Origin of the sequence: Anaerotignum neopropionicum, from assembly GCF_001571775.1 — a bacterium.
GTDB classification, from domain to species: domain Bacteria; phylum Bacillota; class Clostridia; order Lachnospirales; family Anaerotignaceae; genus Chakrabartyella; species Chakrabartyella neopropionicum.
On sequence record NZ_LRVM01000012.1, the window covers coordinates 13,400 to 35,772 of the forward strand.

At 39.0% G+C, this 22,373-nt stretch carries 26 protein-coding genes and 1 other annotated feature; of the genes, 11 read left to right on the forward strand and 15 right to left on the reverse strand.

Annotation, left to right across the window (positions count from 1 at the left end; genetic code table 11):
• Positions 1–181: 181 nt before the first annotated feature.
• The 5 genes from CLNEO_RS13345 (at position 182) to CLNEO_RS13365 (ending at position 4,931) form a co-directional block, all read left to right on the forward strand.
• The gene (locus CLNEO_RS13345; RefSeq protein ID WP_066090113.1) at positions 182–1,741 is read left to right on the forward strand and encodes a hypothetical protein; all 1,560 of its coding nucleotides are present in this window, start codon (positions 182–184) and stop codon (positions 1,739–1,741) included.
• Positions 1,728–2,852, forward strand: a complete 1,125-nt coding sequence (locus CLNEO_RS13350; protein ID WP_242864216.1) for a pyridoxal phosphate-dependent aminotransferase — start codon at positions 1,728–1,730, stop codon at positions 2,850–2,852. The genes CLNEO_RS13345 and CLNEO_RS13350 overlap by 14 nt, the downstream gene beginning before the upstream one ends.
• 73 nt (positions 2,853–2,925) lie before the next feature.
• Positions 2,926–3,321, forward strand: a complete 396-nt coding sequence (locus CLNEO_RS13355; protein WP_066090116.1) for a hypothetical protein — start codon at positions 2,926–2,928, stop codon at positions 3,319–3,321.
• 22 nt (positions 3,322–3,343) lie between these two features.
• Complete coding sequence (locus CLNEO_RS13360) at positions 3,344–4,261, forward strand: TIGR01212 family radical SAM protein (RefSeq protein WP_066090118.1); 918 nt, start codon at positions 3,344–3,346, stop codon at positions 4,259–4,261.
• A gap of 67 nt (positions 4,262–4,328) precedes the next feature.
• Positions 4,329–4,931: a DUF4364 family protein gene (locus CLNEO_RS13365; protein ID WP_066090121.1), complete on the forward strand. Its 603-nt coding sequence runs from the start codon at positions 4,329–4,331 to the stop codon at positions 4,929–4,931.
• 277 nt (positions 4,932–5,208) lie between these two features.
• Here the strand turns inward: CLNEO_RS13365 and trmB are convergent, their stop codons facing one another.
• The 3 genes from trmB to CLNEO_RS13380 all read right to left on the reverse strand — a co-directional run bounded on the left by trmB (position 5,209) and on the right by CLNEO_RS13380 (position 7,922).
• Positions 5,209–5,844: a tRNA (guanosine(46)-N7)-methyltransferase TrmB gene (gene trmB / locus CLNEO_RS13370; protein ID WP_066090125.1), complete on the reverse strand. Its 636-nt coding sequence runs from the start codon at positions 5,842–5,844 to the stop codon at positions 5,209–5,211.
• A 69-nt stretch (positions 5,845–5,913) separates the two neighbouring features.
• Positions 5,914–7,197, reverse strand: a complete 1,284-nt coding sequence (locus CLNEO_RS13375; RefSeq protein WP_066090128.1) for a hypothetical protein — start codon at positions 7,195–7,197, stop codon at positions 5,914–5,916.
• Positions 7,198–7,451: 254 nt separating this feature from the next.
• Entirely contained in the window at positions 7,452–7,922 is a 471-nt protein-coding gene (locus tag CLNEO_RS13380) for a CYTH domain-containing protein (protein ID WP_066090131.1), read from the reverse strand.
• Positions 7,923–8,065: 143 nt separating this feature from the next.
• Between CLNEO_RS13380 and CLNEO_RS13385 the strand changes: the two genes are divergently transcribed.
• Positions 8,066–8,617 carry a DJ-1 family glyoxalase III gene (locus tag CLNEO_RS13385; protein ID WP_096348816.1) on the forward strand — a complete coding sequence of 184 codons (552 nt, stop codon included), beginning with the start codon at positions 8,066–8,068 and terminating at the stop codon, positions 8,615–8,617.
• Here CLNEO_RS13385 and CLNEO_RS13390 read toward each other — a convergent pair.
• Positions 8,589–9,008: a hypothetical protein gene (locus CLNEO_RS13390; protein ID WP_066090136.1), complete on the reverse strand. Its 420-nt coding sequence runs from the start codon at positions 9,006–9,008 to the stop codon at positions 8,589–8,591. The genes CLNEO_RS13385 and CLNEO_RS13390 overlap by 29 nt on opposite strands.
• A gap of 88 nt (positions 9,009–9,096) precedes the next feature.
• Between CLNEO_RS13390 and CLNEO_RS13395 the strand changes: the two genes are divergently transcribed.
• The gene (locus CLNEO_RS13395) at positions 9,097–9,618 is read left to right on the forward strand and encodes a DUF6648 family protein (protein WP_083532032.1); all 522 of its coding nucleotides are present in this window, start codon (positions 9,097–9,099) and stop codon (positions 9,616–9,618) included.
• Positions 9,619–9,801: 183 nt separating this feature from the next.
• Here CLNEO_RS13395 and CLNEO_RS13400 read toward each other — a convergent pair whose 3' ends face one another.
• Complete coding sequence (locus CLNEO_RS13400) at positions 9,802–10,752, reverse strand: MurR/RpiR family transcriptional regulator (protein ID WP_242864218.1); 951 nt, start codon at positions 10,750–10,752, stop codon at positions 9,802–9,804.
• Between the two features lie 198 nt (positions 10,753–10,950).
• Here CLNEO_RS13400 and CLNEO_RS13405 point away from each other — a divergent pair, with 198 nt between their 5' ends.
• The 3 genes from CLNEO_RS13405 to spo0A all read left to right on the forward strand — a co-directional run bounded on the left by CLNEO_RS13405 (position 10,951) and on the right by spo0A (position 13,744).
• A complete protein-coding gene (locus CLNEO_RS13405; protein ID WP_066090141.1) occupies positions 10,951–11,457 on the forward strand; it encodes a COG2426 family protein in 507 nt (168 codons plus the stop codon).
• Positions 11,458–11,469: 12 nt separating this feature from the next.
• On the forward strand, positions 11,470–12,351 hold the full coding sequence (rsmA, locus tag CLNEO_RS13410; RefSeq protein ID WP_066090143.1) for a 16S rRNA (adenine(1518)-N(6)/adenine(1519)-N(6))-dimethyltransferase RsmA: 882 nt from the start codon (positions 11,470–11,472) through the stop codon (positions 12,349–12,351).
• 601 nt (positions 12,352–12,952) lie between these two features.
• Positions 12,953–13,744 carry a sporulation transcription factor Spo0A gene (spo0A, locus tag CLNEO_RS13415; RefSeq protein ID WP_066090145.1) on the forward strand — a complete coding sequence of 264 codons (792 nt, stop codon included), beginning with the start codon at positions 12,953–12,955 and terminating at the stop codon, positions 13,742–13,744.
• Between the two features lie 613 nt (positions 13,745–14,357).
• Here spo0A and rplL read toward each other — a convergent pair.
• The 8 genes from rplL to CLNEO_RS13450 form a co-directional block, all read right to left on the reverse strand.
• Positions 14,358–14,726: a 50S ribosomal protein L7/L12 gene (gene rplL / locus CLNEO_RS13420; RefSeq protein WP_066090148.1), complete on the reverse strand. Its 369-nt coding sequence runs from the start codon at positions 14,724–14,726 to the stop codon at positions 14,358–14,360.
• 75 nt (positions 14,727–14,801) lie between these two features.
• A complete protein-coding gene (gene rplJ / locus CLNEO_RS13425; RefSeq protein ID WP_066090151.1) occupies positions 14,802–15,296 on the reverse strand; it encodes a 50S ribosomal protein L10 in 495 nt (164 codons plus the stop codon).
• 21 nt (positions 15,297–15,317) lie between these two features.
• Positions 15,318–15,442: a sequence feature (ribosomal protein L10 leader region), on the reverse strand.
• A 56-nt stretch (positions 15,443–15,498) separates the two neighbouring features.
• Positions 15,499–16,194 (reverse strand): 50S ribosomal protein L1, encoded by a 696-nt coding sequence (gene rplA / locus CLNEO_RS13430; protein ID WP_083532033.1) that lies wholly within the window; start codon positions 16,192–16,194, stop codon positions 15,499–15,501.
• A gap of 70 nt (positions 16,195–16,264) precedes the next feature.
• Positions 16,265–16,690 carry a 50S ribosomal protein L11 gene (rplK, locus tag CLNEO_RS13435; RefSeq protein ID WP_066090155.1) on the reverse strand — a complete coding sequence of 142 codons (426 nt, stop codon included), beginning with the start codon at positions 16,688–16,690 and terminating at the stop codon, positions 16,265–16,267.
• A gap of 84 nt (positions 16,691–16,774) precedes the next feature.
• Positions 16,775–17,329 (reverse strand): transcription termination/antitermination protein NusG, encoded by a 555-nt coding sequence (nusG, locus tag CLNEO_RS13440; protein ID WP_066090157.1) that lies wholly within the window; start codon positions 17,327–17,329, stop codon positions 16,775–16,777.
• A 29-nt stretch (positions 17,330–17,358) separates the two neighbouring features.
• On the reverse strand, positions 17,359–17,616 hold the full coding sequence (secE, locus tag CLNEO_RS13445) for a preprotein translocase subunit SecE (RefSeq protein ID WP_066090159.1): 258 nt from the start codon (positions 17,614–17,616) through the stop codon (positions 17,359–17,361).
• 32 nt (positions 17,617–17,648) lie between these two features.
• Positions 17,649–17,798, reverse strand: coding sequence for a 50S ribosomal protein L33 (rpmG, locus tag CLNEO_RS15520; RefSeq protein ID WP_083532034.1), 150 nt, complete (start codon positions 17,796–17,798; stop codon positions 17,649–17,651).
• A gap of 161 nt (positions 17,799–17,959) precedes the next feature.
• Positions 17,960–18,211: a TIGR03905 family TSCPD domain-containing protein gene (locus CLNEO_RS13450; RefSeq protein ID WP_066090162.1), complete on the reverse strand. Its 252-nt coding sequence runs from the start codon at positions 18,209–18,211 to the stop codon at positions 17,960–17,962.
• Positions 18,212–18,705: 494 nt separating this feature from the next.
• On the opposite strand from CLNEO_RS13450, the gene CLNEO_RS13455 reads away from it, so the two are divergent.
• The gene (locus tag CLNEO_RS13455) at positions 18,706–18,876 is read left to right on the forward strand and encodes a DUF362 domain-containing protein (protein ID WP_066090165.1); all 171 of its coding nucleotides are present in this window, start codon (positions 18,706–18,708) and stop codon (positions 18,874–18,876) included.
• Between the two features lie 572 nt (positions 18,877–19,448).
• Here the strand turns inward: CLNEO_RS13455 and gdhA are convergent.
• Both gdhA and mreB read right to left on the reverse strand, forming a co-directional pair.
• Positions 19,449–20,795, reverse strand: coding sequence for an NADP-specific glutamate dehydrogenase (gene gdhA, locus CLNEO_RS13460; protein WP_066090167.1), 1,347 nt, complete (start codon positions 20,793–20,795; stop codon positions 19,449–19,451).
• A gap of 494 nt (positions 20,796–21,289) precedes the next feature.
• Positions 21,290–22,333 carry a rod shape-determining protein MreB gene (gene mreB / locus CLNEO_RS13465; protein ID WP_242864219.1) on the reverse strand — a complete coding sequence of 348 codons (1,044 nt, stop codon included), beginning with the start codon at positions 22,331–22,333 and terminating at the stop codon, positions 21,290–21,292.
• Between the last annotated feature and the right edge of the window lie 40 nt (positions 22,334–22,373).

The window sequence follows — 22,373 nt, forward strand, 5'->3', positions numbered from 1 at the left end:
ATAAATTTTAACCATCTTTACTTAATTATATTTTTAGATAAAGAGAAAGACAATACTTTTCGCAAAGAATTATCAAAAGTATTTTCAACGGATTCACTATTTTCCTTTGAAGCTTTTGATTAGACAGTGTTTTATATTCTTTGATTTTAATATAAATAAAATTCCCAAAAGGAGCTTTTTAATGAAGCAAGAACAAATTACCCAGCAGCGGCATAACCATTTGCTGAGCTTATTTTTAAACGGCTACACCTCTATGTATGCCCATATGGATAAATCCTGCTTAAACGGCTTAAAAAACGTAGCTCCCTTGGCTTTTTCCAAGTGGTACTATACCGCCATTGCAGCAGACACCCTTTTATCTCCGGCAAATATTATCTCCCAGGATTTGGAAACTTCAAGTGAGGGAGTGGAGTTTCAATATGCACTCCACTTATGCCCAGAGGGAGGGGATTTGAAAGAATGTACCTTTACTCTACTTTCTTATTCCCTGGAGCATCATCCCTTTGTTGAGGATTTGCGTAAAATTACGGATTTTTGTGTACCCGATCGCAAAATGGATGAGGATCTTTTTTTTGTCGAAGAAGACAGAAAAACACTTTTAAAAGAGCTTTCCCATGAAAATGAGTTTTATTTGGAATATTTAACTCGTCTTGCATGGAGAATTGGACTCTTTGTTTACCTGCCCGCTATTCATACAAAAAAAGTGCAGCGCGCACCCTATTGCGACACATTCTTTGGACAGAGTAACGAGTTCATATTAAAAGATGCTGTGGAAGCCGCCTGCGAATTGGCTGCAGAACGGTTTTCCATTTCTATGGATTTAGATCAAGGTGTCGCAACCCCTGCTTTCTTTGAGGATTGCCTACTTGCCCCGGCAGAAACGGATCATATTTTTATTGATTTTTATAAAGGGGTGGATATTGACATTGAAAAAATATGGCAAACCCAGCCAAATGACTTAACTGAAGATGATAAGGCGATTATTTCCTCTTTTCTTTTTACGGGCATAATGATTGATAAATGGTTTTTTTATCCAATGAGTTGTTTTTTTGGGATTATCCGTCCAATTTCATTTTCACCCATCAATTTCTTCCATCAGGTAAATAATTTATCCGCTCTTCTGATTATGGAGCATAATATTGGTGCGGAGTTATTTAGTCCGCCCAGCTATTATTCCCTCACTCCATTAGGGCAGACGCTTTTTGACTGTGAAATGGAAGAAGAAGAAAAATATATCATGCCAAATAAGCTTTCTTACGACCAGATTATTGAAGCGCTGGAGCGAGAAATTGAAATTAACCGTTTTGAACATGTCTTTTACATGGGCCCAGAAAAAGATATTCTCACCCTATGCGTATTCCTAAAAGATGACCCCGATTTTTGGAAAATCATAGAAATTGAGCGTGCAACTTCCTTGGATGAATTTTGCGGGGATTTAGCCGCCGCTTTTTCCATGGAGGACGAGGTGGACTATCTTCTTAGCGTGCCGGATGAAAATAATTTTCCTATGGATTATTCTCCATTCGGTTCAAAAAGAAGCATCAATAAGACGACGGACAAAACACTGGAGGATTTATGGCTGGACAAGGGGGATGTTTTTTTCCTTTCCTTGCCAAAAGCAACACAACTCCAAATTGAGGTTGTGGATATTTCCCCTGGAGATCCCTATATCCTCTACCCTCGCATTAAGGCGCAAAGCTCAAAGGTGACTGAGATAGAAAAAATAGATGAGATTTTTTAGTGAAAAGGAGCGTATGATGATGCAGCTGGTTCATCAACATGGCGGGGATTTAGACGCTATTGAAAGAAAGTATGGCATTTCAAAAACAGAAATCAAAGACTTCAGTGGAAATATTAATCCCCTGGGTTTCCCCAAATCAGCCGAAAAGGCTTTAGCCCAAAATTTAAGCATTGTTTCCACCTACCCCGATAAAAGCTATACCTCATTAAGACAAGCCATTGCGAAATACACTGGGGCAAAGGCTGCACACATTGTAGTTGGAAACGGTTCTACCGAGCTGATTTCCACCTTTATTCAAACGGTGCATGCAAAAAAAAGCATTATTATTGGGCCCTCCTACTCCGAATACGAAAGAGAGGTCACCCTTTGCGGCGGCACCTTTACCTATTTCCCGTTAAAGGAGGAGGACAACTTCTCCATTAATTTAACAGCGCTGCTTGAGGCTTTGACGGTGGATGTGGGCATGGTGATTATTTGCAACCCAAATAATCCCACGGGTTCTGCCTTCACCACCTTACAACTGGAAAAGGTTTTGCAGCACACAAAAAAAACGGGCGCTTCCATTATGATTGACGAAACCTATATAGAGTTTTCTGACAACCTAAAGGAAATTTGTGCCATCCCTTTGGTAAAAAAATTCGATAATTTATTTGTTGTGCGGGGAACCTCAAAGTTTTTTGCCGCTCCCGGGCTTCGTTTGGGCTACGGCATTTCCTCCAATCAAGGCTTCTTGGAGAGATTAAAAACAAATCAAGACCCTTGGAGCGTAAACAGCCTGGCTGCCTTTGCCGGGGAAAAAATATTCTCTGACACCGATTTTCACACCACAACGCAGGAGCTTATTTCCAAGGAACGAAAAAAAGCATTGGACGAGCTTGCAACTTGGAAAAATGTGAAGGTTTTCCCCTCCTCTGCAAACTTTATTTTAATGAAGCTTTTGACGGATAAAATCACGGCAGATGGACTTTATGAAAAATTAATCCAAAAGAAAATGCTCATCCGTGATGCATCCTCCTTTACTTTTTTGGACGAACACTATTTGCGCTTCTGCATTCTTTTGCCGGAGGACAATGCCGCGTTGTTAAAAGAACTAAAACTTTGGATAGAGTAAAAAACTGACATCATTATTTTTCTCAATCAAGCACATATTACTTTCAAAACCCAAAGGTTTTGAGGTGATTATTTTGAAGCAAACACTCAGCCATAAAAAACTCTGTGGCTACTTAAATTTATTGCGTGAAACCATGACCGACGGAAGAAATTTTCCGCCCTCCCATGTATGTTTTTTTGATAGTCGCAGCTTTTACTACTATTTTGCAAAGTGCCCTTGCGGTGATGAAACAGTGGAAGAAGTTCTTATAGAAATGGAAAACTGTATCCCTTTGGCAATTACCGAAGAGAGCTTACAGCTTTTTTTATCTGCCTATAAAGAAGAGGATTCTCCTTATCTTGCCCATTCCTTTCTGGAAAGCAGTAAGGCTGATTTCCTCCTTTTGATACGCCATGCCGCCAAGGACGATGGCAAATGGCAAGCCGTCATGACGTTATGTGAAGGACTGCGGCAAAACAATCCTTCTTAGCACGATGAAAGGAGCTTTTCCCATGGCGCAGTACCCATACCAAAGCCTAAATGAGTATTACCGAAATATATTTGGCAAAAAAACCGCTAAAATTTCTTTAGACGGCGGTTTCACCTGTCCAAATCGAGATGGAACCCTGTCCACCAAAGGCTGTATTTTTTGCAGTGCCGGCGGTTCGGGGGATTTTGCCGAGGATGCTGCCCTCACCATCGCCCAGCAAATTGAAAAGGGGAAGGCTCAAACACAGAAAAAATGGCCCAAGGCTTGCTATATTGCCTATTTTCAGGCATTTACCAACACCTACGCTCCTGTGGAGGTATTACGGCTAAAATACGAAGAAGCCTTGGCACAGCCTGATATTTCTGGAATTTCCATTGCAACCCGTGCCGATTGCCTGGGGGATGAGGTCTTAAATTTAATGCAGGAGCTTTCTTGCAAGACAAAAGTATGGGTAGAATTAGGTCTGCAAACAGCCAATGAAGCCACGGCAGAATCCATTCGCCGCGGCTACTCCAATCAAATCTTTGTGGAAGGTGTGAAAAAACTACATTATCTTCACATTCCTGTGGTTGCCCATGTAATTTTAGGGCTCCCCGGCGAAACTGGGGAGGATATGCTAAAAACAATAGATTTTTTAAACCGTTTGCCAATACACGGTATAAAATTACAGCTGCTCCATGTGCTTGCCCATACGGATTTGGCGGTGCTTTATGAAGCGGGGAATTATATTCCGTTGGAAAAAGATGCGTATTTAGAAATTTTATGTCAATGTATTTCCCGCCTGCGGCCAGATATTGTCATTTACCGCCTCACAGGGGATGGAGATAAAAGTATTCTTTTGGCACCTTTATGGAGCTTACATAAACGCGATGTTTTAAACAGCGTGCATCAATTGCTGAGAAAAAAGCAAATCCATCAGGGCGATTCCTATTGTCCTTAAAATTAGCCCTATTATTTTTTGTAATTTTATGATAAAATATAAAATGTTTTTGAAAGGAGAACTGACTGTGGCTGATCCCATTCGACAATTAGCGGAACACAAACTGATTATATTGCACTTAGTGCAAAAAATGGGGATCTCCCTTTCTAATAGCGAAATTTGTCAGTTTTTGTTGAATAAAGAATATATGGATTACTTTTCTGTCCAGCAATATCTTGCGGAATTAGTAGACGCAGGCTGGTTAGAAAAAACAAAGGAACACAATAATACACGCTACACCCTTACCGACGAAGGGGAAGAGGTTATCAATTATTTTCAAAACCATGTAAAAGAAAGCGTAAAAGAGGACATCAGCATTTATGTAAAAGATAATAACAAGCGTATTCGAGCCGAATATGCAGTGACAGCAAACTATTTTCCTGAATTCAGTGGGGATTTCCTTGTCAAATGTGGTCTTTGCGATGATGATGGCGGCTTGCTTATGGAAATCAGCGTTTCCGTTGTATCGAAGCAGCAGGCTCAGCAGATTTGCAGAAATTGGCGTAAAAATGTGAATCGTCTTTATGGTTCCTTTTTAACCTCCTTAGTGGTTAATGATGATCCAATGCCTATGGAGTTTAAGGCAAGAGCCGAAAACTTCCCCCATCCAACCACCGAAGAAGAAAATTAATTACATACATATTCTGCGTATTTTGCGGTATTGATATTCCTATATCAATACCGTCAGACTGTGAAAAAACCTTGGACGCCGCCCAAACCAGCTTGCTTTTTGAAAAAAGCAAGACCAAAAACTTTTATACAAACCGCATGTTCATGAGGTTTGTAACGGGTCCAAGGTGAAACCCTTGTGGGTGTTTGAGGGCAAAGCTATCAAGATTTTGACTTTGTCGACAGTCTAAAGGGAGTCACTTTTAAGTGGCTCCCTCTTTTACATAGCTTCAACTACATTATTTGTCATATCGAGCTTCCAAACGATAAATGGGCATCCCCTGAGCAGAAAATTTTTCTTCATATTCCGTCATAATATTTCCCTCGTAATCGCTTTGGTGCAAATCCAAAGAAATATTAGATAGCTTCCAATTGTCTGCACAAAATTCATTGAGCGAAAATTCAAAAAGATTGCGATTGTCTGTCTTAAAAAACACTTCCCCATGGTTTCCCATAATTTCGCGGTAGCTTTCCAAAAAACCACGATAGGTTAGACGGCGTTTATACATTCTCTTTTTCGGCCAAGGATCGGAAAAATTCAAATAAAGCCTTTGAAATTCTCCCACCTCAAACAAATCCGAAAGGTTGGCAGCATTCTCCCAAATTAAAGCCAAATTAGATAATTCCACATCCGTTTTCCTTGCTGCAAGAGCAATTACAGATTGCTGCCTTTCAATTCCAATAAAATTTATTTCAGGATATGCCTGGGCATTCTTTGTGATAAAACCACCTTTGCCACAGCCTATTTCTACATAAATTGGATTTTCATTTCCAAAAAACGACGCCCACTTGCCTTTTTTCGTCGGCCCATTTTGAATTACTCTACTATTATTTTCTAGCTCCGCTTCCGCCCAAGGCTTTTTTCTGATTCTCATAATACACTCCTTTAATCAAACAAAATCTCATAAAGGTATCATACTATTGAAAGCTCCCAAAGGCAACCCCTATTTCTTTGTAAAAATCCAATAGCCAAGGGCGCCATCCTCCATCTTTTGAAACTCCTGAAAGCCTAGTTGTTCTGCTTTGGCACGCTCTGCAGCTGAATTCACACCGGGCACCCCAAGGAGGTACCCCTTTGCTTGGGGTTTCCAAATTAGATGATGATATTTTTTCATGGAGCATAGTAGAAAGAAATCCTTCATCCAGCACAAAGGAATATCCTCCAAAAGCACCATTTCCTCTAAAGAAATGCATTTCCACCCAACCGCTTCATCGCCAAAGGGAAAAATATCCGTGTTTTCTTTTAGCAGCTTATATTTCCTCAAAAAAGCATCTCTGATTGCACTTTCATTTTCTTGATCAATTTCTTTTTCATAAATAGCGGTTTTTTCAATACTATCAGCTTCAATTTTTCCTGCATCATCTTTTTTCAGATCCATGACAACTGAAGCTGTATTGTCATTCCCCTGTTCCCCTATGTTTTGCAAATTTCTTCGACCTGCCCGTTCAATCCGCTCCATTTCCTTGTCTGTAAAAACCCCGGCATCCTGCAGTTCCTCCAGCTCATGACGGAATTTTTCCAGCAATCCACGAAAACTGCCTTGATAGCCTTCCTTCTTTTCTTCCTTTGGCTTTGCCATTTCGTCTTTTGGTACTGCCTTTTTCGAGTTGATTTTAGGCAGCTCAAAGGCAGGCATCTCCGCGGCCATTGCCTCCGCCGCAACCAAAGGAGGTTCTTGCACGGATTGTTTTCCTTTTGGCAATTCTAACTTGTCTTCTTTTGCCTTTGGCATTTCCTTCACCTTTTGCATTTCCTTTGGCATTTCCTTTGGCTTTGGCAATTCTGTTTGCCTCTCCTTTTTCTTGTCCGCACTTTTAAAATATGTACGCCAATCCACTTTGCTTGCAAAATATGCTGTCAGTGGTGCTGAAAAGCTTCCGTCGGCTTCCGCCAAAACCGCAACCGTGTTCAGCTCTTCTGCCGTTGTCCGCATATCCCCTATTCCATCGGGATTGAAATCCCACTTCAGCTCGCCATGCCCCGCACTGTCCGGCGTCAATACACCGCAGAAAAAGTTGTTTTGCTTTTCCTCCGCCCCAGCAATGGCATACACTGCATATCTGCCTCGGTGCATCGGGCGTAAGCCTTGCACCGTCAAGCTGATTCTTCCGGTTCCGTTTTTAATTTCCATTGTGCAGCTGCCCCAAGGTGCTCTTTGCCCCATGCTATACCCTGCTGTTTCTTGTCTGAGCATAAGAAATACCTTATCATATCTTCTATTATACATACTCGGCCTCTCCCCTTCACTTGTCTCTTGTCCATCGCTATAATTTATGAATAAGAGGAAAGAAAAAGAACAAAAAAAGCATCTTTAAGGATGCTTTTTTTAAGGAAACGCTGATTTAAACAAAGACCTACAGATGGTACAAAAAATTTTTCGTTTGGCAAGAAAAAAGAACAGCAATTACAGCGCTATTGCAATACTTTTTCACCCAGTCCAAGAGGAAATTTCCCAAGCTGTAGCTGTACCCACGAAATTAATCACTTCGCCCCTAGCTCTTTCGGCTTGCCATAAAGAGAAAGGGATGTATTTTTGTAGCGCTTATCTTTAGAAACATCCTCTCCAAACCATTGGGGCGCAATAAATGCTTCTGCCGCCGCCAAGGTTGGAAATTCCACCTCCGTAGTCAATAAGCCCTCCAATTCCCCTTCATACAAATCAAGCTCAGCTGTATAACCGCTTTCTAAGGGTATAAGATACCGCTTTTTCCTAACCTCGTTCCCCTCAATTTTTGCGTGCAAGCCATCATACTCCTTCTGGCTAATCAACAATTCAAATTCTTCCCTTGCCATATGTCCCTTTCCCTTAACCGTCAAATAGTATTGCTCATCGCTTTTGCGTATACGAATGGTGGGTTGATAGGATACATAAGCTTGTTGAATCTGCTTACAAATAAATCCATCCAAGGAAAAAGGAATTTCCTTGGTTAAAAATTTTTTTTCAATTTCCAAGCAATCTCCCTCCAAATGTTTTTAATCAGCATAATCCCATGGCATAACCCTGTCAAGGGCATTGTTGATAATTTTCTGATTTTGAAATATAATAAAGCTGTTAAGATCAAAAACCAAAGAAAACAAATCAGGAGGCGATGAACTTGAAGACTGTTTATATTTTTCTTGCTGAGGGTTTTGAAGAAATGGAAGCTGTAACCCCCTTAGATTTATTGCGCCGCGTCGGTGTCAATGCAAAATTTGTATCCACAGGATCTACATTGCAAGTGAAAGGTGCTCACAATATTCTTTATACTGCCGACCTTTTGTTTGATGAGGCAGCAGAAGCCATGGCTGATGGCATTGTTTTGCCCGGCGGAATGCCCGGCACATTAAATCTTTTGGCACATCAAGGCCTGTGTGGATTAATCCAAAACTACAACAATGCCAGAAAGCCCGTTTGTGCCATTTGCGCCGCTCCCCTTATTTTAGGCGAGCTTAATCTTTTGACCGGCAAAACCGCAACCATATATCCTGGCATGGAAAATAAACTCATCGGTGCAACGCCCTCCAAAAATCAAGTATGTGTTGACGGAAACATCATTACCTCCCGTGGCCCGGGCACAGCAATCCCTTTTTCCCTCAAGCTGGCTGAAATTTTCGCAGGCAAAGAAGCGGCCGAAAAGCTTACAGCCGATATTGTTTATCAGATATGAATATTTCCCCAAAAAGCAGGGACAGTTCTGCCGAGGAAAATTGGGTTTTCCCTAGCTTTTCAGCAGCTTCTTGAACATCCTTCAGTGACAGATCGTATATGTAAGAAATATCTTTCGGAGAATAGGTTGCTGCCAATCCGCAGGAAATCTCCCTGCGAAACATCTTACAAATAGTAGACGGTGCAATCTGCATTAAGTGAAAAAACGTACCTTTTGTTAAGACAGCAAGCTTTTCTTTCTCTAATATTTCTGTTAATTCCTCTGTTGATAAAGATAAAAGCTTTGAAACCTGTTCCTGTTCATAAGGCTGAGGCTCTGTTTTTAAAAAAATATCTATAGCCGCAATTTTGGGCTGAATCTCCCTCTGATAAAAATCTAAAAAAGTCTGCATATATATCCTCTCCCTAATTATTCTTTTACCATTGTAACAGGATAAAAGCCAACAATGCCATAGGGAATGGATGGAAGCGAGGCAAACAATGAATGCAATTCAAAAATACTTCAGATACCGACAAAACTTAATTGATCAATATCGGAAAGGTGATATGACCAAAAGGGAATATCTTCAAAAAAATTATGAAGCTGTTGTATATGGAAATATCGGCCCTTTTGAAAATATAGACACCGTTGAAAAGGCGTTGTTTAACTATCAGTATTATAACGCTTTGGCCAAGGAGCAAAAGCAAATCAGTACCACCAGAGATATGGATTATGAGCTGAAGCACGATTTTTTGCAGCAAAGCAACTACTATTATAATAAAAAAGATCGAGCCACCCTTGCGGTTTTACGAATGTTAGACTATAAGGGTGCCAAGGCATATTTTATCAAGATGCATAGCAAATACCTAAAAGGTCGGCTTTTTGAAATTGTGATTGAAGAAGAAAATATTATTCTCCATTCTACCAGCCCCTTAATTTTAAAGCTGTTGCGAGAAGAAGGCGTTTTTTGTGAGGAAAGCCGAACATCTGTAATTGATGAATATGTCAATCATAGGTATTAATCCTATCAAACTTGGATTTTCTTGAACAAAACAATTCTAATGAAGGGAAGTTCTTTCAAGTCCGAAATATTATGTAAAATCATATAAATTTACATGAAAAAATGGGGTCCTATTTTTATAGGCCCCCACTCCATTTACATTATAAAAAATACTTGCTTTTATTGCATTTTCCCAAAAATGGCGTTAGAATAAGCCAACCTTGGAAATATATTTATCAATCAGCTGTAATTTCGCTTCTGTGGAATAGCCCATCTTTCTGCTAATGAATGAGCACAACAACTCCATGGTAAATAACACTCCTACATAGGAGTTGAAAAATGTATTACTGTCAACACTTACCGTTAATAGCTGTGTTGCATACTGGGCTAAGGGCGAGCTAGCCTTATCTGTAATCAAAATAATTTTTGCCCCGGCATCATATGCCATTTGCGCCGCCAATAAATCCATTTCTGAATATCTAGGGAAGCTAACCGCAACGATGCAATCATTTTCCGTAATATCGCATAAATGGTCAATGACATTCAGCGCAGGATGAGAGGTTTCATAAACATCCGTTAACAAATGTTTCAGCAACAACAGCATCATATCGCCAATGCAAGAGTTTGCTCTGGAAGTAACAATAAACTTCCGCTTACTTCCTGCAATCAACCCTGCTGCCCGTTCAAAAGCAAGGGTATCATTATGATTGACGCAATATTTCATATTTTGCAGCACATTGGCAAAATAGCTCTCAACAATGTCACTTTGCCCTAGCTTGCTAATGGATAATTTTAACCTTTCCGAAGGAACGGTAATATTATCGGATACACTATTAATTCTTTCTGTATAAGTTTTTCTGATGCTTTTTTGAAAATCCATAAAGCCTGAATATCCTAGTGTTCGTGTAAAGCGAATCACTGATGAATCGCTCACATGTAATCTTTTTGCTATTTCGGTAGAAGTAATAAAGCACGACTCAGCAAAATTATCCAATATAAACTCAGAAATTAATTTTTCTTTTTTTGTTAATTTAACGCCCATTAATTGGGCTCTTAATTCCTCTGTCAAACCTTCCACCCTTTCGTTATATAAAAAATGATATACCCCGCCACATATGAATACAATAAATACAATTTCCTCTTTCAAAACAAGCAAACAAATTCCTCTTCTACATTATAACCACAAAGAGGGTTCATTTTCAACTCAAAACTTCAAAACTATCAAAAAGAAAAGTTTTTTATTTTTTTGCGCCTAGTTGTTGTTTCAAAAAGCATATTAGTATATAATAAAGTTTCAAGGCAACAAAAATCAGCATGGAGTTTTGCTCCATGCTCTTTTTCAGGGGGAATTCTATTGGCTGAAACAATTACAAACTGGTTTGTTACAAACCTGCAAAGTTCTTTTGCAAGAGAATTTATTGTTTTCATTGTATCTATGCTTCCAATTCTGGAACTAAGAGGCGGTATCATTGCTGGGTTTGCTCTGCAAATGAATTGGCTGCCTACTTTTATTATTGCGTTTATTGGAAATTTATTGCCGATTCCGTTTATATTACTTTTTATCCGTTATATTTTTAAAGTGTTGAAAAAAACCCCTTTGCGTGCTTTTGTTGCGTGGTGCGAAAAAAAAGCGGATAAAAAAAGCGATCAAATTAGAAAATATGAGTATTGGGGCGTGTTTCTTTTCGTAGCCGTTCCTCTGCCCGGTACAGGTGCTTGGATGGGTGCTTTAATTAGTGTTTTGTTAAATTTAAACCCAAAAAAGACCTTTCCTGTCATCGTACTCGGTGTACTTACTGCCGGAATTATTGTTTCTATACTGTCCTTTGGCTTATTGGGCAGCTTAGGCTATGGTGCATAAAAGGAGGCAAACATGACTGAACGAATTTCCACCCCTTCAAAAACGAAACAAATTATTGAGGAAAATGGTTTTTTCTTCAAAAAAAATTTTGGACAAAACTTTCTCATAGATTCCAATATATTAGAAAACATTGCACATTGCGCAGGCATCACAAAAGAAGACTGTGTTTTGGAAATCGGCCCTGGAATCGGCTCTTTAACCCAGGTTTTGGCAGAAACTGCAAGAGAAGTTGTTGCCGTTGAAATTGATTCCTCGCTGATTCCAATTTTAAATCAAACCTTAAATGGCTACGACAATATTGAAATTTTAAATCAAGATATTCTGAAAGCCGATATTGATGCAATCATTGAGGAAAAAAACAGCGGAAAGCCGATCAAGGTAGTTGCAAATCTGCCTTATTATATTACCACCCCAATTATTATGGATTTGCTGGAAAAGGAACGTCATATTGACACCATCACAGTTATGGTACAAAAAGAGGTTGCCGAACGTATGCAGGCAAGCCCAAAGGAAAAGGAATATGGTGCATTATCCATAGCTGTGCAGTATTATTGTGATGCGCACTTGGACATGATTGTGCAACCTTCTTGCTTTATGCCCCGCCCCAAGGTTGCCTCTGCGGTGATTACCTTACAAGTACTGCCTGAACGCAAGGTAAAAACTAAGGATGAGGCCCTATTTTTCCATTTAGTGAAAAGCGCTTTTGGCCAGCGCAGGAAAACCTTGCTTAATTGCTTGTTTAATCTTGGAAAACTGAACCTATCCAAAGAAGAACTGACTTCTATTATTGTATCCTTGGGCTGGGATGAACGTATTCGCGGAGAAGCCTTGGGTATTGAGGAATTTGCAGCCTTAACAGATGTAATTTACCAAAAGCTTTATAACGCATTTTAAGCTTAAAACACACAAAACGGCTATAAAAAAGACATTTTTTATAGCCGTTTTCCTATCTATATTCATGGGGTTTTTTTTCTAACAAAACCAGAGAAATCCAAATATTATTTTTTAATTTGCGTTTTTTGCATAATTATTCTTTATAATTCACTTTTTTTCTTATCATTTTTTTATTTTTCACCATAAAATCCTTAATGGCTCATAAAATTTCAAATATTTAAGTTATTTTTTTATTAATTCTTCTTCAGAAAAAACAACTCCGCTTTTCAAAAATTAATTCTTGTTTTTAACTATTTTAGCAATTTATTTAAAGAATCTAAGAAAAATGAAAAACTCGACAAGAAAAACTCCAAATTTTCCACCACAAAAGCCGTCATTTTTTTTCATTTCCTCCATTTCCCTCTCCCATGAATCCCCATAAAACCTTATGGGCAATATTTCCTAGTGAAAACGATGCAACTTTTTACAAAATTGTTAAGATTTTAGTCCGAATTTGTCTGGCGAAACCACCTTGTCACCAGTTTATTCCTGTACTATAATCATCCCAAAAGCAAGTAATATTTGCATATTCATTCATTAAACAACAATCGGAGGGATCATTTTGAATCAAAATAAAATAAAAGTGCTGTTGGCTGATGATAATAAGGATTTTTGCGATGTAATCGCAAGTCACCTGAACAAACAGGAGGACATGACTGTTGTCGCAGTCGCCGTTGACGGTATTGATGCAATGAACAAGATCAGAGAAACGGCGCCGGATGTGGCAATTATTGATGGTATCATGCCTCGTCTGGATGGAATTGGGGTTTTGGAAAGATTGCAGAAAAACAGTGACATTCATCAACCAGTAACAATCATACTATCTGCCCTATCACAAGACAAAATTGTACAAAAAGCCTTGGACTTAGGTGCTTCCTACTATATGGTAAAGCCCTTTGATATGGATGCATTAACCCAGCGTATTAGACAATTATTACAGGAAAAGCCCATGATTAAAAGCGGCAGTTCCGCCTTTCATCAGTCCCAGCCTACCATGGCCTATGATCTGGAAACAAAGGTTACTAACATTTTACATGAAATCGGCGTTCCTGCCCATATCCGCGGCTATCATTATATGAGAGAAGCGATTATTATGAGCGTAAACGATATGGACGTTTTAAACTATATCACAAAAGAGCTGTATCCCTCCATTGCAAAGAAGTGCAATACAACGCCTTCACGCGTTGAGCGCGCAATTCGACATGCCATCGAAGTGGCTTGGAATCGCGGCAAGGTTGATGCTATTGATGCCTTGTTTGGTTATACCGTGAACAACCACAAAGGCAAGCCTACTAACAGCGAGTTTATCGCATTGATTGCTGATAGATTGCGTTTGGAACAAAAAGCGGGTTGATCGTTGATTTTACAAGGTTTTTAAAAATTGTCACGCCTACTAACATGTGAAAAGTTCTATAGTTTTGTGCAATATCACCCATCAAATACCTGCTAATATTTAAGCGATAAGCCTATTAACCTTTTGATTGGTTAGGTAGTAAATTCTAGCAAATCAGAAGGTTTCTTTTATATTTTTTCAAATATTTTTACAGATTGAGGATTCTTTAATTTACTGCAATACGAAAAGATTGTCTAAGAAAGTGTTGATTTAATGGAGGGTGGGAAGATAGTCGAAGAATTTTTTTGTTTAACAAGGAAAAAAATGTAGAAATTGCAACGCTATTGCGAGGCTTTTAGACGATGTGCAAACGAAAAATTTACCGATTAGATATTCACACAAAATGAGTCAGTGCTTGCCTAATAAAACATTCAAAAGCTATGAGAAATATTAAAACTTTTTGTTGTACAGAAAAATTATTAAATTCTACAGTACAGTTACATCTAAGACCATAACAGATTATATTAACTATACGAAAGAAAGGGGGAAATATACAGCGATTTCAAACGATAGGGAAGTACCTCAAAAAAACCCCTAAAACATAATGTTTTAGGGGTTTTTATCTGACTTTTAATTACTTCAATGTAACCTTTGCGCCAACTTCTTCCAACTTAGCTTTGATGGAATCAGCTTCTTCTTTGGAAACTTGTTCTTTCAGAACCTTAGGAGCGCCGTCTACAGCTTCCTTAGCTTCCTTCAAGCCAAGACCTGTTACTTCACGAACAACCTTGATAACCTTGATCTTTTCTGCGCCAACTTCTGTCAATTCAACGTCGAATTCTGTCTTTTCTTCTGCTGCTGCTGCTGGGCCAGCTACTACTGCTACACCTGCTGCTGCGGATACGCCAAATTCTTCTTCTGCTGCCTTTACCAAGTCGTTCAATTCTAATACTGTAAGTTCTTTTACAGCTGCAATGATTTCTTCAATTGTTAATTTTGCCATTTTAAAGCACCTCCGATTAAATTTAATATATTCTCATTTTAACTTACCAAAACGTTTATTTCGTCCTTGCAAAAATTATTCTGCTGCTGCATCTTTCTTTGCGATCTGATCGATAACGCGTGCGAAAGAGGACATTGGGCTCTTGAAGCTGCCCAACAGCTTGGAAAGCAATACTTCTCTGGAAGGGATGTCTGCAACAAGCTTCATGCCTTCTGCATTATAAACAACGCCTTCAACAACGCCTGCTTTGAATTCCAAAGCCTTTACGTCTTTTGCAATTTTATTTAAGATGCTCGCTGCTGTTGTAGCATCTTCGTAGCTGAACGCAAATGCACTGGGTCCGGACAGATATTGATCTAATCCTTCAAACTGTGTGCCCTGAATTGCAAAGTGCACCATTGTGTTTTTATAAACTTTATAGTCAACACCTGCTTCTCTCAGCTGTTTTCTAAGAACTGTATCCTGTTCTACTGTCAAGCCTCTAGCATCTACCATAACTACGGAAGCCGCATTTTCCATCTTTTCCTTAATTTCATTTACGATAGCCTGCTTTTGTTCAATCTTTGCCATATTTACACCTCCTTAAATCCTTTATCAATAAAGAAAGCCTCTTTGCACATAGACAAAGAGGCTTATAGCTCAATTTCAGCAATCTCCTCGGCAGGACTTACGCAAATAAATGCACCTGCTGTCTACGGCTTTTTCGATTTTTTCTTCTCAACTTTTTTATTATATAAGATAAACTCGTTTCCGTCAAGATTTTTCTTTGAGATTACTCAGAAATTTTCGCAGGGTTAACCTTTACACCAGGGCCCATTGTTGTTGATAAAACAACACTCTTCAAATACTGACCCTTTGCTGCTGAAGGTTTTGCTTTTATGATAGCACTCATCAGCGTCTGGAAGTTTTGTTCCAGCTTCTCGGAACCAAAAGATACCTTGCCTACGGGAACATGAATGATATTTGTCTTATCCAAACGGTATTCAATCTTACCTGCTTTAATGTCATTAATGGCCTTTGTAACATCCATAGTTACAGTGCCTGCTTTGGGGTTAGGCATTAAACCTTTAGGACCCAATACACGACCCAAACGACCAACAACACCCATCATATCAGGTGTTGCAACAGCAACATCGAAACCAAACCAGTTTTCATTCTGAATTTTGGGGATCAAATCTTCTGCTCCAACGAAATCTGCGCCGGCTGCTAAAGCTTCTTCTGCCTTATCACCCTTTGCGAATACCAATACACGAACTGTTTTGCCTGTACCGTGTGGAAGAACAACGGCACCACGAACCTGCTGATCAGCATGTCTGCTGTCAACACCCAAACGAATATGTGCTTCTACAGTTGCATCGAACTTTGTAACAGAAGTTTTCTGCACCAAATCGATTGCATCATTTGCATCGTAAAGCATTGCCTTGTCAACGAGCTTAACAACCTCGTTATATTTTTTTCCTCTTTTCACTTTCGTGACCTCCTTATGTGGTAATATCGGGAGAATTCCCTCCCACTTCTGCCTTCAAATCAGTCGGCTATTATTCTTCTACAACGATACCCATACTTCTTGCTGTACCGCAAATCATGCTATAAGCAGTATCAATATTGGCTGCATTTAAATCGGGCATTTTTAATTCTGCAATTTCCATAACCTTTGCTTTGGAAATTTTAGAAACTTTTGTTTTGTTAGGAACACCGGAACCGGATTCAATACCGCAAGCCTTCTTCAAAAGAACTGCAGCCGGGGGTGTTTTTGTAATGAAAGTATAACTTCTATCCTGATATACAGTAATAACAACAGGAATAATTAAGCCTGCCTGTGAAGCTGTTCTTTCATTAAACTCTTTACAAAAGCCCATGATGTTTACACCATGCTGACCTAAAGCAGGACCAACAGGAGGAGCGGGTGTTGCCTTCGCTGCTGGAATTTGTAATTTGATATAACCTGTTACTTTCTTTGCCATGATTGGCACCTCCTATAAATGTGGTAATTAGCGGGGATTTTCCCTCCCACTTAGCGAACTTGCCGCCTTTATGAAACGTTGACTTTAAATCTTGTCGATCTGAGTGAAATCAAGCTCAACCGGGGTCTCTCTGCCGAAGATGGAAAGACTGACCACAACGATTTTCTTATTGGTATTGATCTCTTTGATCTGACCAACAGAATCCGCAAAAGGCCCAGAGATAACACGAACGGAATCGCCCAGTGCCACATCCAGATTTTCCACCTCTCCGCCAATACCCATGGTACGAACTTCAATATCGGTCAATGGTACTGGCTTAGAACCGGGACCCACAAAACTTGTCACGCCTCTTGTGTTTCTGACTACATACCATGTTTCGTCGTTCATGATCATTTTAATCAGCACATAGCCTGGAAATACTTTTCGCTGAACAGTTTTTTTCTGTCCATCTTTTATTTCAATAACATCCTGCAAAGGCACGCTGATTTCGTGAATTTGATCCTGCATTCCTCTGTTTTCGACCGTTTTTTCAATATTGGCTTTTACTTTGTTTTCATATCCTGAATAGGTATGAACAACATACCATCTTGTATCGGCAGATGTATTGACTTTTTCTGGCTTGTTGATTTCTTCAGACATAATACCATCCTTTTTCTACTCGATTTGTCTTAACCCATAAGCCCGATAATCGCACTGTATCCGGCTGAAAAAACCGAATCCATACAGAAAATGATAACACCGAGAATTAGGGAAGTAACAATAACGGTAAACGTTTTCTTCGCAATTTCAGAACGACCAGGCCAAATAATTTTTTTAAATTCCGCCTTGTAGTCTGCGAAGCCATCTCTGTCTTTGTTTTTCTTTACTTGTTTAGGCTTTGCTTGCTTTGTTTCATTCGTTTGGTTTGTGATTTGATTTTCTTCCATACGTTCACTTCCTTTTTCGGAATTGTCCCTACTTACTTTGTTTCTTTGTGTAATGTATGGGATTTACAGAACTTACAATACTTTTTAATTTCCATTCTGTCAGGCATAGTTTTCTTGTCCTTGGTAGTGCTGTAATTTCTCTGTTTGCACTCTGTGCAGGCTAAGGTAATCCTAGTTCTCAAGAGTTCCACCTCCATTGCTGATGATATTTTTTTGTACATAAAAAAAAGACCTGCGTCTTCCACATTAGAATAACACAAGTCATTAAAAGTGTCAACAATAATTCATGGAAAACACGGCTTTTTTGTAAGAAACCTAAGATTTTTGCTATAAATTAAAATCATTATTGATTTTTCATAAATTCTTCCAAAACCAATGATAGCTGGTCTGGACAGCTGCTATTTCTCATCCCGCAAGTAATACCCTTTAATCTTTTTGCAGCCTCATCTGGTGTCATCCCTTCTGCCAAAGCCGCCAGCCCCTTATGGTTACCATCACATCCGCCAAGAAAAGAAACATTTTTCACTACACCATCTTCCACATCAAACTCAAGACTTGAGGCGCAAACCCCTTTCGTTTTAAAGCTGCAATGCATTCTTTGTTCCCCCCTGTTTTTACGTTTCGTATTAGCATAGCATACTATTCGACAGAATTCAATTTTTTCTTTGTTAAATTTATATTTTAACAATAACCAAGCCTTGCAATAACTTTCCTTTTAAACATTCAGTTGCTTAAGGGAAACAAAGTAAGAAAATCCAAATTTTTTTTTGCTATCTTTTCTTCGCATTAAGCATTAATTAGGAAGAAAGTCGAAATATTTTTTCCTCAGCTTAATTTTGCGAAAGTTTTCTTTGATAAAAGCAACAAGCGAAGGCATTGGCCTTCAGTATTTCTACCGCTATCATTTTCTTTTTTTATACTTCTAAGAAAATAACGAATGATTGTTAAGCCAACGAATTATATCATTCAGTTTTTTGTATAAATTTACACTTTGTATGTTTTTTCTTTAAAAAATCCGAAATACTCCTTGCACAATATATTATTTTGATATACAATAAGCTTTGTAGAATGAAGAAGGAGGTGTTTTTAATGGCTCACATAATCGGACCTGAATGTATCGGTTGTGGCGCTTGCGCTGGCGAATGTCCTACTAGCTGCATCGTTGAAGCTGGTGGCGTTTTTGAAATCAAAGCTGCTGAATGCATTGATTGTGGTACATGTGTTGGTGCTTGTCCTACAGGCGCAATCAAACCCGAATAAGTTTTTACTTAAAAAAGTGGGCTGTGCTCACTTTTTTGTTTTTAATTTTTTCTGCATTTCAAACAAAATATTACACTTTAATTATTTTTATCCCTCGACTATTATGCATTCTGTATTTTTTTGCTTTTCAATACGTCAATCTCTAAGCCTATTTTTAATTTCTTAATATTATCTTATACCCCTTTTATTTTTAACTTATTTTAGTAATCATGATTGAAATTTTTTAGCTGTAATTACTTCTTTGTTTCAATTTTTATTGAATTACGAACCATATTTTTGGGGTAAAACAGCATTGCTAATTATTGCTACGATGCATTTTTATGCATTTTTTCAGAATTTTCCCCAAGCCTTCTTCACCCTGAATTATTTTTCGCATAAAAAATCCATTAAAATTTCCCTTTCGTCCATAATGAATACACTAAAAACACCCCTGCAAAATTGCAGGGGTGTACTCTATTAGGAATCAACCTATTTTTTCATCTTTCCCCAATCAGCTCAACCCTTAATGAGACTGATTTTTAAACATCTTCCGTTGAGATGACGTCCTTGGCATCTCAATCAAGCCCCATTTATTATACTAAGCCCTGAGCCATCATCGCTGCAGCAACCTTCTTGAACCCAGCAATGTTAGCACCAGCTACCAAGTCATAACCCAAACCGTATTCTTCAGCTGCTTCCACAGATACAGCATGAATATTTTTCATAATACCTTTCAATTTGGCATCAACTTCTTCAGATGACCAGTTGTATCTCATGGAGTTTTGAGCCATTTCCAATGCGGAAACTGCAACACCACCAGCGTTAACTGCTTTGGAAGGACCAACAACTAAGCCCTTGCCCTGAATAAATGCCAATGCTTCGTTTGTAGTAGGCATGTTAGCAACTTCAATATAGTATTTTGTACCATTGTTAATAATTTTCTGTGCTTCGTCCATGTTGATTTCGTTCTGTGTTGCACAAGGCATACAGATATCAACTTTTACTTCCCAAGGCTTTGTCTTAGGAACAAATTTGCAACCAAATTTATCAGCGTAATCCTGTACACGGTCACGGCCGGAAAGTCTCATTTCAACTAAATATTCAATTTTCTCTTCCGTAACAACACCATCAGGATCATATACATAGCCGTCAGGACCGGAAATTGTAACAACCTTACCGCCCAATTCAGTTACCTTCTGGCAAACACCCCAAGCAACGTTACCGAAACCGGAGATTGCAACTGTCTTGCCCTTCATTGTATCGCCCAAGTGAGTCAAAACTTCATTTACATAATAAGTAGCGCCAAAGCCTGTCGCTTCTGGTCTGATTAAAGAACCACCAAATTCAAGATTTTTGCCTGTAAGAACGCCGTTTTCCCAAACACCTTTAATTCTCTTGTACTGTCCATATAGGAAACCGATTTCTCTGCCGCCAACACCGATATCACCAGCAGGTACGTCTACATCAGGACCAATGTGTCTGTAAAGCTCTGTCATGAAAGCCTGGCAGAATCTCATGATTTCCATGTCGCTCTTGCCTCTAGGATCGAAGTCAGAACCACCTTTACCGCCACCAATAGGTAATCCAGTCAAGCTGTTTTTGAAAATTTGTTCAAAACCAAGGAACTTGATGATACCGATATATACGGAGGGATGGAAACGAAGACCGCCTTTGTAAGGTCCAATTGCACTGCTAAATTGTACTCTGAAACCACGGTTAACCTGCACCTTGCCAGCATCATCAACCCATGTTACTCTAAAAGAAATACCTCTTTCGGGCTCTACCAATCTTTCCAGTAAACCTGTTTTTTCATACTCAGGATGTGTTTCCACAACCTTCTCAATAGAATGAAAAACCTCTTCTACTGTCTGGATGAACTCTGGTTCCCCAGCATTGCGTTTTTTAACCTGTTCAATTACACTTGCCATATAAGCGTTCATAAACTCATTGCCTCCTACATTTTGTCTTTTCTTTAACCTTATTTTGACACAAACCCTTTAAAAGCACCTCGCCCTTGAGGCATCTTTTCATAAAAAACAAGGTAATTTTCCGAATTATTTGATCAATAAACCATCTATCACCTGTTTTACGATTTTATTATAGCACGTTTTTAATTTTTGTGTAGCATTTTTTTGAAGTTTTATCTTTATTTTTACACAAATTTTCCCGTCATAAATTATGCAAAAAAACGTTTTATATTTTTTTTGACGTTTTGCGACTTATTCATCTAAAAATTCTCTAAATAACCATTAAAATTTTCGTATTTATTGAGCATTTTCACTAATTTTATTTTCACCCTTAAATACGCCCCTTTGCACGCTTCATTTTAACCCATTGTTGTTTGATAAGAAGCCAGCCATTTTTTTCATATCCCGTTATGATTTCTACAAAAATAAGATGCAGTTATAGAAATAAGCTCTATAACTGCATCATTTTATCGTTTTGAAAAAAAACCGGTTCTTCCTTTTTTCTCTTCAGCTGTATTATCGGCCATATACTCAATATAGCGTCCTGTTCCAATTGCCACACAGCTTACAGCATCCTCAGCTACCATTGCATTGACACCGGTCTTGGTTTGTATTAATTTATCCAAACCATATAATAAGCTGCCGCCGCCAGTCATAACAATTCCACGCTCATAAATATCCGCTGCCAATTCAGGTGGTGTTCGTTCCAAAACACTGTGCACTGCATCCGTAATTGCCAAGGCGGATTCGAGCAACGCATCCAGCATCTCATCTGAAGTTACCGTAATATTTTTAGGCAGACCCGTAATTAAATTACGCCCTCTAACATCCATACTCACCGGCATCGAACGTTCAAAAACAGTACCGATTTCGATTTTAAGTTCTTCCGCAGTACGCTCACCGATTAAAATATTATGCTTCTTTCTCATGTAACGAATAATCGCCTCGTCAAAATTATCGCCGGCAACCTTCAACGAGTGGCTTACTACCGCTCCACCCAAAGAAATTACTGCAACATCCGTTGTTCCACCGCCGATATCTACCACCATGCTTCCGCACGCTCTTGAAATATCAATGCCAGAACCAATGGCTGCTGCAATAGGTTCCTCAATAATATGAACACGTCTTGCTCCGGCCTGCCTTGTTGCATCTTCCACCGCACGCATCTCTACCTCAGTCACACTGCTAGGCACACAAACGGCAATGGTGGGTTTTACAAAAGAACGTTTCCCTAGGGCCTTTTCTATGAAATATTGCAGCATTTTTTCCGTCACATCATAGTTTGAAATAACACCTTCTCTTAACGGACGAATTGCAACAATATTTCCGGGTGTTCTGCCCAGCATTCGCCTTGCTTCCTCCCCAACAGCCATAATGCTATTCGTGTCTTTATCAATAGCAACTACGGAAGGTTCCCGAATTACAATCCCTTGCCCTTTAATATAAACCAATACGCTCGCTGTGCCCAAGTCGATTCCTATGTTTTCGCCAAAACTCATAAAGTTGAACATCGTGACGCTCCTTTGTTTTCTATAATCCCATTTTCTTTAA